General features: G+C 40.6%; 16 protein-coding genes. 3 read left to right on the top strand and 13 right to left on the bottom strand.

Going from position 1 to position 13,542, the window contains the following annotated elements:
- Positions 1–7: 7 nt before the first annotated feature.
- The 4 genes from rplI to CDH51_RS05380 form a co-directional block, all read right to left on the bottom strand.
- Positions 8–451: a 50S ribosomal protein L9 gene (rplI, locus tag CDH51_RS05395; RefSeq protein WP_024281711.1), complete on the bottom strand. Its 444-nt coding sequence runs from the start codon at positions 449–451 to the stop codon at positions 8–10.
- A 36-nt stretch (positions 452–487) separates the two neighbouring features.
- Positions 488–739 (bottom strand): 30S ribosomal protein S18, encoded by a 252-nt coding sequence (gene rpsR, locus CDH51_RS05390; protein WP_024281712.1) that lies wholly within the window; start codon positions 737–739, stop codon positions 488–490.
- The gene (rpsF, locus tag CDH51_RS05385) at positions 736–1,107 is read right to left on the bottom strand and encodes a 30S ribosomal protein S6 (RefSeq protein ID WP_024281713.1); all 372 of its coding nucleotides are present in this window, start codon (positions 1,105–1,107) and stop codon (positions 736–738) included. The genes rpsR and rpsF overlap by 4 nt, the downstream gene beginning before the upstream one ends.
- Before the next feature lie 151 nt (positions 1,108–1,258).
- On the bottom strand, positions 1,259–2,188 hold the full coding sequence (locus CDH51_RS05380) for a hypothetical protein (RefSeq protein ID WP_100627594.1): 930 nt from the start codon (positions 2,186–2,188) through the stop codon (positions 1,259–1,261).
- A 15-nt stretch (positions 2,189–2,203) separates the two neighbouring features.
- On the opposite strand from CDH51_RS05380, the gene CDH51_RS05375 reads away from it, so the two are divergent.
- The gene (locus CDH51_RS05375; RefSeq protein WP_100627592.1) at positions 2,204–2,788 is read left to right on the top strand and encodes a class I SAM-dependent methyltransferase; all 585 of its coding nucleotides are present in this window, start codon (positions 2,204–2,206) and stop codon (positions 2,786–2,788) included.
- Here CDH51_RS05375 and CDH51_RS05370 read toward each other — a convergent pair.
- Both CDH51_RS05370 and apaG read right to left on the bottom strand, forming a co-directional pair.
- Complete coding sequence (locus tag CDH51_RS05370) at positions 2,782–3,426, bottom strand: O-methyltransferase (RefSeq protein ID WP_232724752.1); 645 nt, start codon at positions 3,424–3,426, stop codon at positions 2,782–2,784. The two genes, CDH51_RS05375 and CDH51_RS05370, sit on opposite strands and share 7 nt — an antisense overlap.
- A 141-nt stretch (positions 3,427–3,567) precedes the next feature.
- Complete coding sequence (gene apaG, locus CDH51_RS05365; protein ID WP_024281717.1) at positions 3,568–3,954, bottom strand: Co2+/Mg2+ efflux protein ApaG; 387 nt, start codon at positions 3,952–3,954, stop codon at positions 3,568–3,570.
- 63 nt (positions 3,955–4,017) lie between these two features.
- Here apaG and ung point away from each other — a divergent pair, with 63 nt between their 5' ends.
- Positions 4,018–4,680 carry a uracil-DNA glycosylase gene (gene ung / locus CDH51_RS05360; protein ID WP_100627589.1) on the top strand — a complete coding sequence of 221 codons (663 nt, stop codon included), beginning with the start codon at positions 4,018–4,020 and terminating at the stop codon, positions 4,678–4,680.
- 41 nt (positions 4,681–4,721) lie between these two features.
- On the opposite strand, the gene lepB is transcribed toward ung, so the two are convergent.
- The 7 genes from lepB to CDH51_RS05325 form a co-directional block, all read right to left on the bottom strand.
- Positions 4,722–5,798 carry a signal peptidase I gene (gene lepB, locus CDH51_RS05355; RefSeq protein ID WP_100627587.1) on the bottom strand — a complete coding sequence of 359 codons (1,077 nt, stop codon included), beginning with the start codon at positions 5,796–5,798 and terminating at the stop codon, positions 4,722–4,724.
- 10 nt (positions 5,799–5,808) lie between these two features.
- Entirely contained in the window at positions 5,809–6,531 is a 723-nt protein-coding gene (gene dapB, locus CDH51_RS05350; protein WP_100627585.1) for a 4-hydroxy-tetrahydrodipicolinate reductase, read from the bottom strand.
- Positions 6,532–7,140 carry a DUF5683 domain-containing protein gene (locus CDH51_RS05345; protein ID WP_232724751.1) on the bottom strand — a complete coding sequence of 203 codons (609 nt, stop codon included), beginning with the start codon at positions 7,138–7,140 and terminating at the stop codon, positions 6,532–6,534.
- Positions 7,141–7,142: 2 nt separating this feature from the next.
- The gene (locus tag CDH51_RS05340) at positions 7,143–8,054 is read right to left on the bottom strand and encodes a ParB/RepB/Spo0J family partition protein (protein WP_100627581.1); all 912 of its coding nucleotides are present in this window, start codon (positions 8,052–8,054) and stop codon (positions 7,143–7,145) included.
- Complete coding sequence (locus CDH51_RS05335; protein WP_100627579.1) at positions 8,047–8,838, bottom strand: ParA family protein; 792 nt, start codon at positions 8,836–8,838, stop codon at positions 8,047–8,049. The genes CDH51_RS05340 and CDH51_RS05335 overlap by 8 nt, the downstream gene beginning before the upstream one ends.
- 271 nt (positions 8,839–9,109) lie before the next feature.
- Positions 9,110–10,912 carry a membrane protein insertase YidC gene (gene yidC, locus CDH51_RS05330; RefSeq protein WP_100627577.1) on the bottom strand — a complete coding sequence of 601 codons (1,803 nt, stop codon included), beginning with the start codon at positions 10,910–10,912 and terminating at the stop codon, positions 9,110–9,112.
- A gap of 31 nt (positions 10,913–10,943) precedes the next feature.
- The gene (locus tag CDH51_RS05325; protein WP_100627576.1) at positions 10,944–12,563 is read right to left on the bottom strand and encodes a CTP synthase; all 1,620 of its coding nucleotides are present in this window, start codon (positions 12,561–12,563) and stop codon (positions 10,944–10,946) included.
- A gap of 429 nt (positions 12,564–12,992) precedes the next feature.
- On the opposite strand from CDH51_RS05325, the gene CDH51_RS05320 reads away from it, so the two are divergent.
- A complete protein-coding gene (locus CDH51_RS05320) occupies positions 12,993–13,394 on the top strand; it encodes a hypothetical protein (protein ID WP_100627574.1) in 402 nt (133 codons plus the stop codon).
- Positions 13,395–13,542: the final 148 nt, after the last annotated feature.

Genomic DNA, 13,542 nt, shown 5'->3' with positions numbered 1-13,542 from the left:
GTCGAGATTATTCAGCGACTACTACGAATTTTACGTCAGTTTTTACTTCTCTGTGAAGGTCAACCTCTGCTACAAATTCACCAGCACCGTCGACAGGAGTATTGATAGCGATCTTCTTTCGATCAATATCAAATCCTTGTGCTGCCAAGGCGTCAGAAATTTGAAGTGTGGTTACTTTTCCGAAGATTTTTCCAGTTTCACCGATTTTAGCTTTGATTTCAAGCGTTACGCCAGAAAGCTTGCTTGCGATCTCCTCAGCATCTGCTTTGATTTTCTCAGCTTTGTGAGCGGCTTGCTTGATGTTTTCAGCTAGGATCTTCTTATTAGAAGAAGTGGCCAAAACGGCATATCCTTGAGGGATGAGGTAATTGCGTCCATATCCAGGCTTCACACTTACCAAATCATTTTTATAGCCGAGACCTTTGATGTCTGTTTTTAGTATAATTTCCATTTCTGTTTAGCTTTTAGAATGATAGGATGATGTGAATTACTTCAATCCGTCAGTTACAAATGGTAGTAAAGCTAAGTGTCTAGCTTTTTTCACTGCTTGTGCAACTTTACGCTGATACTTTGCAGAGTTACCAGTCAATCTTCTTGGAAGGATCTTTCCTTGCTCATTGACAAATTTTAAAAGGAAGTTAGGGTCTTTGTAATCGATATACTTGATCCCGTGCTTCTTGAATCGGCAGTATTTTTTCTTTACTTCGCCTCTGTTGATTGGTTCGTTGAATAGTGTCATTGGGCAGCTTCCTCCTTAGCTTCGGATTTTTTGTTAAACTCTCCTTTTCTTCTTCTGTCGCCGTAAGCGATCGCATGCTTGTCCAATACGGTAGTCAAGAATCGCATTACTTTCTCGTCGCGTCGGAATTCAGTCTCCAACTTTTTGATCACTGTAGGATCCGCCTTGTACTCAACCAATACGTAAAAACCGGTTGTCTTCTTCTGAATAGCGTAAGCCATCTTCTTAAGACCCCAATTTTCCACATTGATCACATCTGCCCCCTCTTCTTTTAACAAGTTTACAAACTTGTCGACAGTATCCTTCATCTGAACATCAGACAAAACGGGAGTTAAAATGAATACCGTCTCGTAATTTCTTTGGAACATTTTGAATGTGTTTGTGTGAAATTTATTAAACAGACCGCAAAAGTAGGTTGATTTTAGGTTTTATCCAAATAACCTTTGTTAACTATTTTTCTCACCCAATAAAAAAAGCCTCTCTGATTTTGAGAGGCTTAAAAGACATGTCTGTGATGATTTACTTCACTGAGAATGTTCTGGACCCAATCTGATAATCATCCACAAAGATACGGACTTCATGATCTCCTGAGACATAGTCAGAACCCTTTTCGTAGTAGAAGGTCAGCGGTTCTCCGGTATTATCAAAAAGGACGTCCTGCTTGACAGTGTAGAACTGCTCGGCTCCATTCACAGTGAATGTGCCTGATCCTTTGGCCACATCAAAGATCGGTTGCTCATTTGGAGCAAGAATCTGAACATAAACGTTTCTAGGGCCTGGCTGAGCTACCTTGTTATCAGAGAAATTGAAACTGATTTTGATCCGTTCGATCTGTCGGTTTCTAAAGTCTTTGGTGGTCTCTACCCGTTCTTTACCTCTTCTGTTGATAGCTGCAATAGTGATATTTTCTGCTTTCAGCATGGAGGCAACGTTGACCTTGGCCTGAAGATCTTCTTTTTGAAGGTTCAGTTGAGCAACTTCTTCTTCGATTTCAGCTTGGGTCGTTTTGAGATCTTGATTCTCAGCATAGAGCTGCTGATTCATCGCTCTCAATTCTAGGATTTCCTGATCCTTTTCCTGAAGCATACCATTGTATGACTGAATTCGACGATTGAGTTCGGCGATTTCATTGGCTGTGCGCTGTCTATTGGAGTTTCGCTCGGCTATCAATTGGTCGCGTACTTCTTCAAGCGCGGCGATATCTCCACCCAACTTCTCGATTTCCTGAATACGCAGATTCAACTGATAAGTCACGGAGTCTAGGCGTTGATTCAGCTGATTGTTTTCGGTAGATAAGAGTAGGATTTCTTCCGTCTTTTTGGTCCTGTCCACGTAATCAGTGTAAAGCTTGATCCCACTGATGATTACAAGTAGCACCAAGACAATGATGATGATATTTTTGCCTTGGTCTTTTTTTGGTTGAGAATCTTTTTCAAAATTTGAGTCCATAAATCTTAGGGCTTGATGAATTATTTGGATGAGAGCTACTGGACCCAGCGCTATGAACAAGGTGCCACGGGCTGGGATATCGGTTACGCTTCTACACCGCTAGTACAATATTTAGACCAAATTGAGAATCGGGATATCAAAGTCTTGATACCAGGCGGAGGGAATGGGCATGAAGCTGCTTATGCATTTGAAAAAGGCTTCCAGAATACTTTTTTGCTGGATTTCGCCAAAATCCCTTTAACAAAATTTAGTAAGTCCAACCCTCAATTTCCAGATGAAAACTTATTAAACGAAGATTTTTTCACCCACGAAGGAGTTTATGACCTGATTTTAGAACAGACTTTCTTTTGTGCTTTGCATCCGGACCAGCGGGAGGCCTATTGTAAAAAAATGAAAACCCTATTGAAACCAAATGGAAAGATTGTCGGAGTGTTATTTTCTATAGAATTTGAAAAGCAAGGTCCGCCATTTGGAGGGAATATCAGTGACTATGAAAAGTTATTCTCTAAATACTTCCATATAATAAAAATGGAGCCCTGCTACAATTCCATTCCTCCGAGAAGGGGGGCAGAGTTTTTTGTTATGCTTCAAAATCAATAATCCAAGATCAAGTGAGTTTTCTCTCCGGGATAATCAAAAATCAAAATCCCACATTCATAAAAGTCCAGACTCAATTGGACTTCTTTTCGTGATTTCAGCTCCTGCCAAGCTCGATTCATCCCCTTGGACCAATAGATATCAGCTATCGCCAAAATACTTTTTGAGTCACAATGCTTTATCAGTAAATCTGTAAATTCTATTGTTTTTTGATAAGTATGTGATGAATCTACCAAAGCAAAGTCCACTTGATTATTTTCCGACAAATATCTTGGCAGGGTATCGCTAATATCTCCAAGAATAAATTCTACTTGGCTGCTTTCCAGGCCTCTTTTAGCAGTGTTTTGGATAGCTTCTGAGCCTTCGAAGGTAGCTAACTTTCCCTTCGCAACCCGGTGTAGGTATCGGGTAGTGAGACCCATGCAGGTTCCCAGTTCCAAAAGGTGATTAGCTGGTGTGAGTGAGGCAAAGTATTGGTAGAGTTGGGCGAATTTTCTTCCCGATGTAGAGTATTTTGTGATTGCGGAGATTTTTCGTCGATTAGACGGTACTTTTTTAGAACCTGCTCCCAGATCTAAGACCTCAATAGTTTGATGATTTTGAAGTAACTGAGCCCGCCAATCTTCAATGTCAAGATCCAAGTGTTTTCTTTCCTCAAGAAAAATTTCCAACTCAGAAACTAAAGAAACAAGATGAGGGTTTTGTAAAGAGGCTTTGTTTTTTTTTTCAAGCCAATGTTGAAAATACCCTTTTAATGGAAATAGACTCTTGATCAAGAAATCTTAATTGTGAAAAATATTAGCAATCATTTGAAATTCAGGAACTTCTACATCAAACTCCTTCTCATTATAGACTTTTCGCATGGTGTAGCTTCCCTTCATTTTACCCAAGCCAGAACGAAGATTACATCCTGATACATAGCTATGACTTTGTCCGGGTTCTAGTGTGGGCTGCTGTCCGACCACGCCATCACCTTCCACAATTTTTCGGTTTTCCGCTGCATCAGAAATTTCCCATCTCCTTCGCAACAATTGAACGGTAATGTCACTTTTATTATGAATGGTTACCTTGTAGGTGAAAACATAATGATGTTGTAGAGGGCTAGAAAATTCGGCCTGATAGGTGACTTCTATACTGACTTCTATTCCCTGAGTGATTGCTGTGACCATTCTTAATAATATTAAAAGTTTCCAAATATACAATGAAGCCTTTGAAAATCAATACTTTTACCTATGAAAGTAAAAATTGAAAATTCCTGGAATAATGTTTTGAACGACATTTTTGATGAAGAGTTTTTCAAAAAACTAGTGACATTTGTAAAGTCTGAATACGAGAAAGGGCCAGTTTTTCCACCAGGAAAATTTATTTTCAACGCGTTTGACCAGTGTCCTTTTGATCAAGTGAAAGTCGTCATACTAGGACAAGATCCATATCATGGCCCGGGTCAGGCGCATGGGCTTTCCTTTTCGGTAAAGCCCGGAGTTCCTTTTCCTCCAAGTCTTCTAAATATTTTCAAAGAAATCCAGTCTGACATAGGAAAAGCTATGCCTCCAAATGGAGATTTAACCCGTTGGGCTCAACAAGGTGTTTTCCTGCTGAATGCCACACTTACTGTCAGAGCGCGAGAGGCGGGTTCTCATCAAAAACAAGGTTGGGAGGAATTTACAGATCGGGTGATCCAACGGATCAGCGATGGCAAATCAAATGTGGTATTCTTGCTGTGGGGAGCCTATGCGGGGAAAAAGGCTGATTTGATCGATCAGTCAAAGCATCTGGTATTGAAAGCTCCTCACCCGAGCCCGCTTTCGGCCCATCGTGGGTTTTTAGGTTGTCGCCATTTCTCACAGGCGAATGAATATTTAGAAAAGCAAGGATTGAAAACAATCGACTGGTGAAATAAACAGCAAAAGAAAAAGGCCCTCAAAGGGCCTTTTCTTTATTCGATACTTTTAAATATTCTGCTCCAACGGATTTTGTTGAAGAATGACTCGAACTCATCCAGTGAAAGCCAAAGGAACCAGGCTTTTCCTACCACGTGATCCTCAGGAACAAAACCCCAATAGCGTGAATCAAGCGAATCATGACGATTGTCTCCCATCATGAAGTAATAGTTTTGTTTGAAGGTATAGCTATCAACTTTTTGTCCATTGATCAAAAGTTCATCTTCTCTTATCTCTACCTGCTCGTGGCCTTCATAGTTTTTGATGGTGGAGCCATATCGCAAGATATTATCTGCATTCAATTCGATCGTTGTACCTTCTCCTGGAATGGTCAATGGTCCATATTGGTCTCTGTTCCAACCCATCTTCATTCCATCAGGGAAAATTCTGTCTTCGCCTCTTGGTGACATGATTCGCTTTCTTACTGTTGTGACCAGAGGAGATTCCTTTAGTCTGTCAATTACCAAATCAGTAGCAAACACAATATACCCTGAGCCATCTGATAAAGCCATGAAGCTTGCCGGGTTAATTCCATAATCAGCGAAAAAATCTGCATTTAGCATTCTACTAGTCAGGACATCGTAGGAAAATTGCATTTCTTCGGGTTTCATGGCCAGTTCGCCATTGATGTAGAGATCCCCATCTTTGATTTCCAATTCATCACCCGGAACAGCGACTGCCCGTTTAATATAATTGGTCTTCAGGTCATTTGGATATTCAAATTCGACAGGGTAGTTAAACACCACTACATCATTTCGCTCCACATCTGCAAAGCCCGGAAGCCTATAATAGGGGAGTTGGATGGCATCAGAGTAGGATGGAATTTCCGTTCCCCAAATCTTTTGATGAGTAAGGGGTACCTGCAGTGGGGTTTTGGGAATACGGGTCCCATAGTGCATTTTACTTACAAAAAGGAAGTCTCCCACCAATAGGGACTTTTCCATAGAAGCTGTAGGAATGGTAAAAGGCTCCAGCAATAACCAGCGGATCAAACTGGCCGCTACTACTGCAAAAACTAAGGCATCGAGCCATTCCCTCGCAGCAGATTTTTTCTTTTTATTCTTCGAACTCATACTTTAATATTCAAAAAGACAGAAAATCATTCATATTCAATACTCCACTTTTTCCAGGTATCCATTCGGCAACTAAAACCGCGCCAAGCGCAAATCCCTGTCTACTGTGAGCCGTGTGTTTAATCTCAATATCATCGATTTCAGATTGATAGCGTATGATATGTGTACCAGGTGCCGGATCAATGCGCTTAGAAATGATCGGAAGTTTTTGTCCATTTTCGGGCGCTTCCCCGGACAGGTACCAGTCCTTCAGGTCACTCTGGGCGTCCAAGATTGCTTCAGCTAAGGTGATGGCTGTGCCAGACGGTGCATCTTTTTTAGCTGTGTGATGAATTTCTTCTATTTCTACTTGATAGCCAGCTGTTTCACCCATCAGTTTGGCAAGATACTGATTGACTTTAAAAAATATGTTTACACCGATACTAAAATTTGAGGCATAGAAAAAGGGAGTACCTTTCTCGATTGCTAATTTCTCTATGTTTGGCTTGTGTTCCAACCAGCCAGTGGTACCTGATACAATTGGGATTCCATTCTCTAGACACCAAGTTATATTGGTGACGGCAGCTTCAGGTTGGCTGAACTCGATCGCTACATCGACTTTGGATAGATCCAAGTCATTGAGCGTTTCTCGGTTGTTTTCGTCAATTTTTGCAAGGATAGAATGGCCTCGGGATTCGGCTATTTCACCGATTATTTTTCCCATTTTCCCATATCCTAGAATAATAATGTTCATTTATTTGAATTTCAATTTTACACTTAGGCCCAAGGCTTGGTTTTGGGCTGCGAATTGTTGCATGCTTGGTTCAATAGCAAGACTGAGCTCGTCTGAGATATCAAAGCCGGAAAGGTGAGCATCGACATTGGCATCGATGATATTCAAAGCGTAAATGACTCCAAGAAGCAAGATAGTCAAGTCTCTATTTCGTCTCCAGTAATCTACATTTCGGACTAAAGCATCCCGATTCAGACTAGGGAATAAATTGGGTTCTCCATCATCAAAGGCAAATAGCGCTTCTCTGAAAACTTGGTATCTTCTATTATTATAGCCAATGAAATAAATATCAGCCATGAATCCTGCATAAAGGATTGGTACCTTCCATGCTTTACCATTGTAAACCTGTCCAGCTCCAGGTAAAATAGCCGATAGCCTAGTGGCTTTTCTTGGGTTTTTTGGTAGTGAAGAGTAATCAGGTTTTTCCTTTTTACTTTTTCGCTCTTCTACTCGTATGGTATCCTGCTGTGCGAAGGCTGCGGAATAGGCCAAAAGCCAAAAGAGAACCCCCATCGCTCCAATGCGACTTAAGTTGGAGAGGATTCTTTTACAAAGTAGATGGCTACGCAAAATCAAATGATTTCAAGAATTTCGAGAATTCTATTGAGGTCAGATGCTGAATGAAAAGGGATTTTGATTTCTCCCCGGTTTTTTGGGTCAGATTTGAGGGCCACTTTCGTCCCAAAATGAGATGCTAATCGCTGCTGAAGCTTGTTCAACTCATATTTTTTGACAGGATCTAATTCGGGCTTTTCCTTTTTACTTGGTTGTGCCTCATTCAATGCTTTGACAAGGGCTTCTACTTTTCTTACACTTAGCTCTTCATCAATTGCCTTCTTAAAGATCGCCAATTGCTTATCAATGTCTTCCACATTAATAAGTGCCCGGGCATGGCCCATTGATAGTTTTTGATCTCGAATAGCTGCTTGAATCGATGGAGGAAGTTTCAGTAATCGTAGATAATTATTGACAGTAGTCCTGTTTTTTCCTACCCGGTCGCCTAGTTCTTCTTGCTTGAGATTGCACTCAGCTAAAAGTCGCTGATAGGATTGTGCGATTTCTAGCGCATTAAGATTTTCCCGCTGAATATTTTCGATCAAGGCCATTTCCAGCATTTGCTGATCATTGGCTGTCCTTACGTATGCAGGTATCTTTTCCAAGCCGGCAAGCTTGGATGCTTGAAATCTCCGCTCACCTGAGATCAGTTGATACTCGTTCTGATCCAGTTTTCGAACTGTGATTGGCTGGATAATTCCCTGGACGCGAATGGATTCTGCAAGTTCTTCAAGCGCTTCTTTGTCGAAGTGGGTTCGAGGTTGAAAAGGATTGACTTGAATTTGAGAAAGCTCCAATTCAAAGATACCGGTCTTCTGAACTTCAGGAAGGATCTCTTCCCCTTTATTTTTGGCAGGACTATCCTGAAGAAGGGCTCCTAGGCCGCGACCAAGTGCACTTTTCTTTCGGTTGGGTTTATTATCAGCCATGAGCTTGTTCTGGTTTTTTTAGTCCGTTTTTCTCAGCAATCTCATTAGCCAAGTTGAGGTAAGCAATGGATCCTTTTCCTTCTGCATCAAAAGCAATAGCCGGTAATCCAAAGCTTGGTGCCTCGCCCAATCGCACATTTCTTGGAATGATGGTTTCGAATACCATGTTTTTGAAATGGAGGCGAACTTCCTCTACAACCTGATTGGATAGGCGGAGTCTCACATCATACATGGTCAAAAGAATTCCTTCGATCTCCAAGTCAGGGTTGAGTCTGGTTTGGATGATCTTGATCGTATTCAAAAGCTTACCTAAACCTTCCAATGCGAAATATTCACATTGCACAGGGATAATTACCGAATTGGCCGCAGTCAGTGCATTAATCGTTATCAAACCTAAGGAAGGAGAGCAGTCGATGATGATAAAGTCATATTTCTCTCTCAAACCAGAGATGACTTCCTTCATCTTTTCCTCACGGTTTTCCATATTGATCATTTCCACTTCTGCACCGACCAAGTCTATGTGAGAAGGGACAAGATCTAAGTATTCGATTTCGGTATGGATGATGATTTCCTCGACGGGAATTCCATCCACCATGCACTCATAGATGCTGGTACTGATGGATTTTGGGTCTTGCCCGAGGCCTGAAGTTGTATTTGCCTGTGGATCAGCATCAATCACCAAGGTTTTGTACTCCAAAACCGCCAAACTGGCAGCAAGATTCATCGCGGTAGTAGTTTTTCCTACTCCACCTTTTTGGTTGGCGATTGCAATGATTTTTCCCATGATGATACAATAAATTTAACCTCAATATTAAACAAAATCCCGGCTCTGCCGACTCATTTTTTTCTTTTTTCTAGGAAGCAGTCCAAATAATTACTTGGTTTTTTGAATGCTGTTCTAGGCTAGATTATTTGTTTTGATTGAAGATCAAGAAGATAACAAAGTTAGCGGAGAATGGTATGCCTGATTGTTAAAGTTTCTCAAGTGATACTCAATTTGATTCGAAACACGAATCAGCCTAATCCACAAAAAAAGGGCCGAAGCCCTTTCTTATTTATTTTTTCCGATTTGCATCGGCAGCCTTCATGGCATCTTCTAGTCTTTGTTGGAACTTGGACTTCTTCTTATTTGCGTTTTTGACCTTATTGGCTTCTACTTTTTGGCGAATCTTTTCATCGTCTACAAACAGCTTGATCAATGCCTGCTGACCAAAAGTCACCATATTGGAAACAAAGTAGTAAAAGCTCAAGCCTGCTGGATATGAGTTCAAGATAAACATGAACATTACTGGCATGATGTATCCTAAATTTTTCATCGGGCCAGTGGCCGTAGTCAGCTGATTGTTGAAGTGGGTGTAAACAATCTGCGAAATGGTCATCAGCAAAGTAAATAAACTGACGTGAGAACCATAAAATGGGATAGTAAATGGCAGTTTGATAAACTCATCGTAGGTAGAAAGATCATTGGCCCACAGGAAGGATTCCTGTCTAAGTTCGATTGAGTTCGGGAAAAAGAAGAACATCGCGAATAGAAAGGGCATCTGGAAGAGTAAAGGAAGACAACCCGCTACTGGCGAAACGCCAAGTTGCGAAAATAGCTTCATTTGCTCTTGCTGCATCTTGGTAGGATCTTCTCCGTATTTTTCCTTAAGCTCGTCGATTTCAGGCTTTATCACCCTCATCTTCGCCATTCCGATGTAGGACTTATAGGTTAGAGGAGATAAGGCCAACTTAATAATCAATACGATCAAAATGATGATTACTCCGTAATTGCTGAAGTATTTCTCAAGAAATGCGAATAGATTAACAATGATGTACTTATTCACCCAGCTGACAAAGAAGTACCCCATGTCAACGTTTTTCTCAAACCCTTCTGTTACTTGCTTAAGTACTTTGTATCGATCTGGTCCAAAGTAAAAGGTGTAATCAGCCTTTCCCTCTGTCAAAGGAACGTCAAAGCTCGCTTCCATTTGTCTGACAAAGGCACTGTCAGTAGGGGTGCTTTGAGCTACATTAACATTGGAGAAATTTTGGTCAGCTATAATCCCTGCCGTGAAAAAGCGCTGGCTAAAACCTATCCACTTTACAGCTTCGGTTGGGCTCTCGGCCTCTGGAGAATCTCCTACGCCAAGGTTTTCATAGGAACCTTCAGCTGTATAGTAGTTGACTTCTGTTTTTCTACGAGACTCAGCCAAATCCTGCTCATGGGCTCTCGCCACATCATTCCAAGAAATGCTCAAGTGGTTTTGGGTAAACACCCCTTGATAATAGTCAATTTCAAAGGACTTTTTGACTTGATATGAACCTTCTTCTAATTGAAATCGGTGTAATAATGTACCACTTTCCGTCCCGGCTTGTAGTGTGAGAACTTGAATCTGCTTGCCATCCTCTGAAGTCTCTGAAGTCAGTTCGGGAAAGAAATAGAAATCTTCCAAAAGGACAGGCCCTTTGGTAGTCTCTAGCTGTTGAGACATGGAGGAGGACTCTTCATCCAAAAGAAGGAGGGGCTTACCTTCCCATGTTTTGTACTCCTTTAGCTCTACATTTTTGATGGTACCGCCTTTGGTAGATACATCGACTTTGATGACATCATTTTCCAAAGTGACTATTTCCTCCTTACCGAGAGTAAGTGTGGCTAAGACACCGTATCTGTTGATTTTGTCCTCTGATAGGGAGTCAGTTTCCTCTTTTTGGATCGGCGGAAATTCTTCAACACTTCCCTGATTGGGAGTTTCAGTATTTTCTACTGCGATGCTTTCTTCACTTGGATCAATTTCAGGCCCTGAGGCAAAGAAAATCGAGTAAATAAGGATGACTGCTGCAAATAATATCAGTCCTGTCGCTTGATTTCTATCCATAAATGCTATTGCCCGGAATTACCGGGACTACTTACTTATATTTTTTATTTTCTATCGCCGCTTCAATAAATTTCACGAAAAGTGGCTGTGGGTTCAAGACGGTGCTTCGGTACTCGGGATGAAATTGAACGCCTACAAACCAAGGATGGTTTTTGATCTCCATAATTTCTACAAGACCGGTGTCAGGATTTTTACCCGTAGCAAGCATTCCTGCTCTTTCTATCTGCTCTAAGTATTTGTTGTTAAACTCATAGCGATGTCTATGTCGTTCTTGAATTTTTTTGGTTCCGTAGGCCTGATAGGCCTTACTTCCTCTTTTGAGTTCGCAAGTATACGCACCTAATCGCATTGTTCCACCCATTTGCTCGATCTGTTTCTGCTCTTCCATCAAATCTATGACAGGATGCGGGGTGTTTTCGTCCATTTCCGTACTGTTTGCATTTGGTAGCTGTAGGACATTTCTTGCAAATTCTATCACTGCCACCTGCATGCCCAGGCAGATTCCAAAAAATGGAATTTTCTCTTCCCGTGCATAGCGGACCGTTTCGATTTTGCCTTCAAATCCTCTTTCACCAAATCCGGGTGCTACCAAAATCCCATCCAAGTCACTGAGCTTTGATTTGAAATTGTCCAGATTGATTTCTTCGGATGAGATCAGCTTTAAGTTTACATGACATTCTACGGAGGCCCCTGCATGTGTGAAGGCTTCGATAATGGATTTATAGGAATCGGGTAAGGAAACATATTTTCCTATAAGCCCGATAGTGACTTCTTGCGTTGGGTTTTTGAGTTTGCCCAAAAAGTCCTTCCATTCATCCAAGTCTGTATTTTGTTTGGACGAAAGCTTAAGCTTTGACAATACGCGTTCGTCTAGCTTTTCTTTCTTCATCAAAAGCGGCACATCATAAATAGTATCAGCGTCCATCGCTTCAATGACACTATTTAGCTGTACGTTGCAGAAAAGCGCCAATTTCTTCTTCACTTCAGCAGGAAGATGATATTCGGTTCGGCATACCAAGATGTCAGGTTGAATACCAGCCTCTAGGAGTTGTTTTACGGAGTGCTGAGTCGGTTTTGTCTTGAGCTCTTTCGCAGCCTTCAGGTAGGGGATGAGCGTCAAATGAATAACCAAGAAATTATTGGGTCCAAGATCCCATCGAGCTTGTCGAACTGCCTCAATGAATGGCAATGATTCAATATCGCCGACGCATCCTCCGATTTCGGTGATGATCACATCATACTTCCCCTCTTGGCCAAGCTTGTAAAAGTTGTTTTTGATTTCGTCGGTAATATGAGGAATGACCTGGACGGTTTTTCCCAAAAACTCCCCTTTACGTTCTTTGGTAATGACATTGTTGTAAATCCTCCCTGTAGTGACATTATTGCTTTGGGAAGTAGAGGTGTTTAGAAATCGCTCATAGTGGCCAAGGTCCAAATCAGTTTCCGCTCCATCGTCTGTCACATAGCATTCTCCATGTTCGTATGGGTTGAGAGTGCCTGGATCAATGTTTAGATAGGGGTCGAATTTCTGGATAGTGACAGAAAAGCCACGGGACTGGAGTAATTTACCTAGAGAAGCGGCAATAATACCCTTTCCTAATGAGGAGGTTACTCCTCCGGTGATGAAAATGTATTTGGTTGATGAGGCCATAAGAATGGGGTGAGCGTGTTGTTTCTATTTGGATTCTTATGGGGCTCAAAATTACGGAAAATATCCGAGAAAGAACTGAATGGAGATTTTTTCTGAGCTAAAAAATCCAACTACGATTGCCTAATCTTTTCTTTTGTTTCGTGATTGGTCAAACAGTATTTTTAGCTTTAGATATAAAATGTAATTCAACGAATTTGTAATATAAGCCAACCTATCTATGTTAAAACTTTTTAATTTTATCCTTTAGAGTAAACTTTTTGGTTTAGCATTTTACCTCTTTTGTTGTTCAATGATTAGTGCTAATACTCTATTAAGAAATAAATAGTAAATATTTTTAATTATTTTTATATAAAATATCAGAAAGCTTTTTCATTCTCATTATGAAATAATATATTGCTCCATCATTTTTACCTAAAAACAAAAACGATTATGAGAGAACTTATTAAAGAGGCAATTGCAGATCTTAAAAAGAATGATGGTTTTATTTATGTAACTTCTGAGGGTAAAAGAGTAGATCTTCACGAAGCTGCTGCCAGAGGTATTGCAGTTACTCCTGTAAACCCAAAAGATGATGTTATTAAAAAATTGGAGAATGCAGGATTGCATCTAACAGACGGACGTTTTTTAAATGACCTAAATGAACTAATTGGTTTAATTACAGGACAGTCAAGTGCTAAAACATCCAAAAGAAGAACTTTCTCTGATCAAGAAAAATCAAAAATTCTTGAAGAGTGGAAGAAGGTAGAAGCTACAGGTAAAAAGACTAAAGCTGCCTTTGCTAGAGAGATCGGTATTGGTTATCAGACATTTATCAACTGGCTAAGAGGTTAAATATCACCTGTTTATTTTAATAAAAGCGGACTAGTTCCGCTTTTTTTATTACTTCATTTTCGTTTATTTTCATGTGTTTAGGAACATTTCTCTTTTTCTAATCGGGTAATTTATTCTTTTTAAGGAGTACATTTTTTCTATTAATCTG

It is taken from the genome of Algoriphagus formosus, assembly GCF_002807035.1.
Lineage (GTDB): Bacteria > Bacteroidota > Bacteroidia > Cytophagales > Cyclobacteriaceae > Algoriphagus > Algoriphagus formosus.
The sequence above is the reverse complement of the archived record's forward strand: the minus strand, read 5'-3'. Positions and strand labels throughout refer to the sequence as shown.

Excerpts from the sequence above, each read along its gene's own strand:
- lepB (WP_100627587.1), bottom strand. The coding sequence starts at position 5,798 with ATGAGTTCGAAGAATAAAAAGAAAAAATCTGCTGCGAGGGAATGGCTC.
- CDH51_RS05325 (WP_100627576.1), bottom strand. The coding sequence starts at position 12,563 with ATGGCCTCATCAACCAAATACATTTTCATCACCGGAGGAGTAACCTCC.
- CDH51_RS05335 (WP_100627579.1), bottom strand. The coding sequence starts at position 8,838 with ATGGGAAAAATCATTGCAATCGCCAACCAAAAAGGTGGAGTAGGAAAA.
- apaG (WP_024281717.1), bottom strand. The coding sequence starts at position 3,954 with ATGGTCACAGCAATCACTCAGGGAATAGAAGTCAGTATAGAAGTCACC.
- CDH51_RS05340 (WP_100627581.1), bottom strand. The coding sequence starts at position 8,054 with ATGGCTGATAATAAACCCAACCGAAAGAAAAGTGCACTTGGTCGCGGC.
- ung (WP_100627589.1), top strand. The coding sequence starts at position 4,018 with ATGAAAGTAAAAATTGAAAATTCCTGGAATAATGTTTTGAACGACATT.
- rplI (WP_024281711.1), bottom strand. The coding sequence starts at position 451 with ATGGAAATTATACTAAAAACAGACATCAAAGGTCTCGGCTATAAAAAT.
- dapB (WP_100627585.1), bottom strand. The coding sequence starts at position 6,531 with ATGAACATTATTATTCTAGGATATGGGAAAATGGGAAAAATAATCGGT.
- rpsR (WP_024281712.1), bottom strand. The coding sequence starts at position 739 with ATGACACTATTCAACGAACCAATCAACAGAGGCGAAGTAAAGAAAAAA.
- rpsF (WP_024281713.1), bottom strand. The coding sequence starts at position 1,107 with ATGTTCCAAAGAAATTACGAGACGGTATTCATTTTAACTCCCGTTTTG.
- CDH51_RS05380 (WP_100627594.1), bottom strand. The coding sequence starts at position 2,188 with ATGGACTCAAATTTTGAAAAAGATTCTCAACCAAAAAAAGACCAAGGC.
- yidC (WP_100627577.1), bottom strand. The coding sequence starts at position 10,912 with ATGGATAGAAATCAAGCGACAGGACTGATATTATTTGCAGCAGTCATC.
- CDH51_RS05320 (WP_100627574.1), top strand. The coding sequence starts at position 12,993 with ATGAGAGAACTTATTAAAGAGGCAATTGCAGATCTTAAAAAGAATGAT.
- CDH51_RS05375 (WP_100627592.1), top strand. The coding sequence starts at position 2,204 with ATGAATTATTTGGATGAGAGCTACTGGACCCAGCGCTATGAACAAGGT.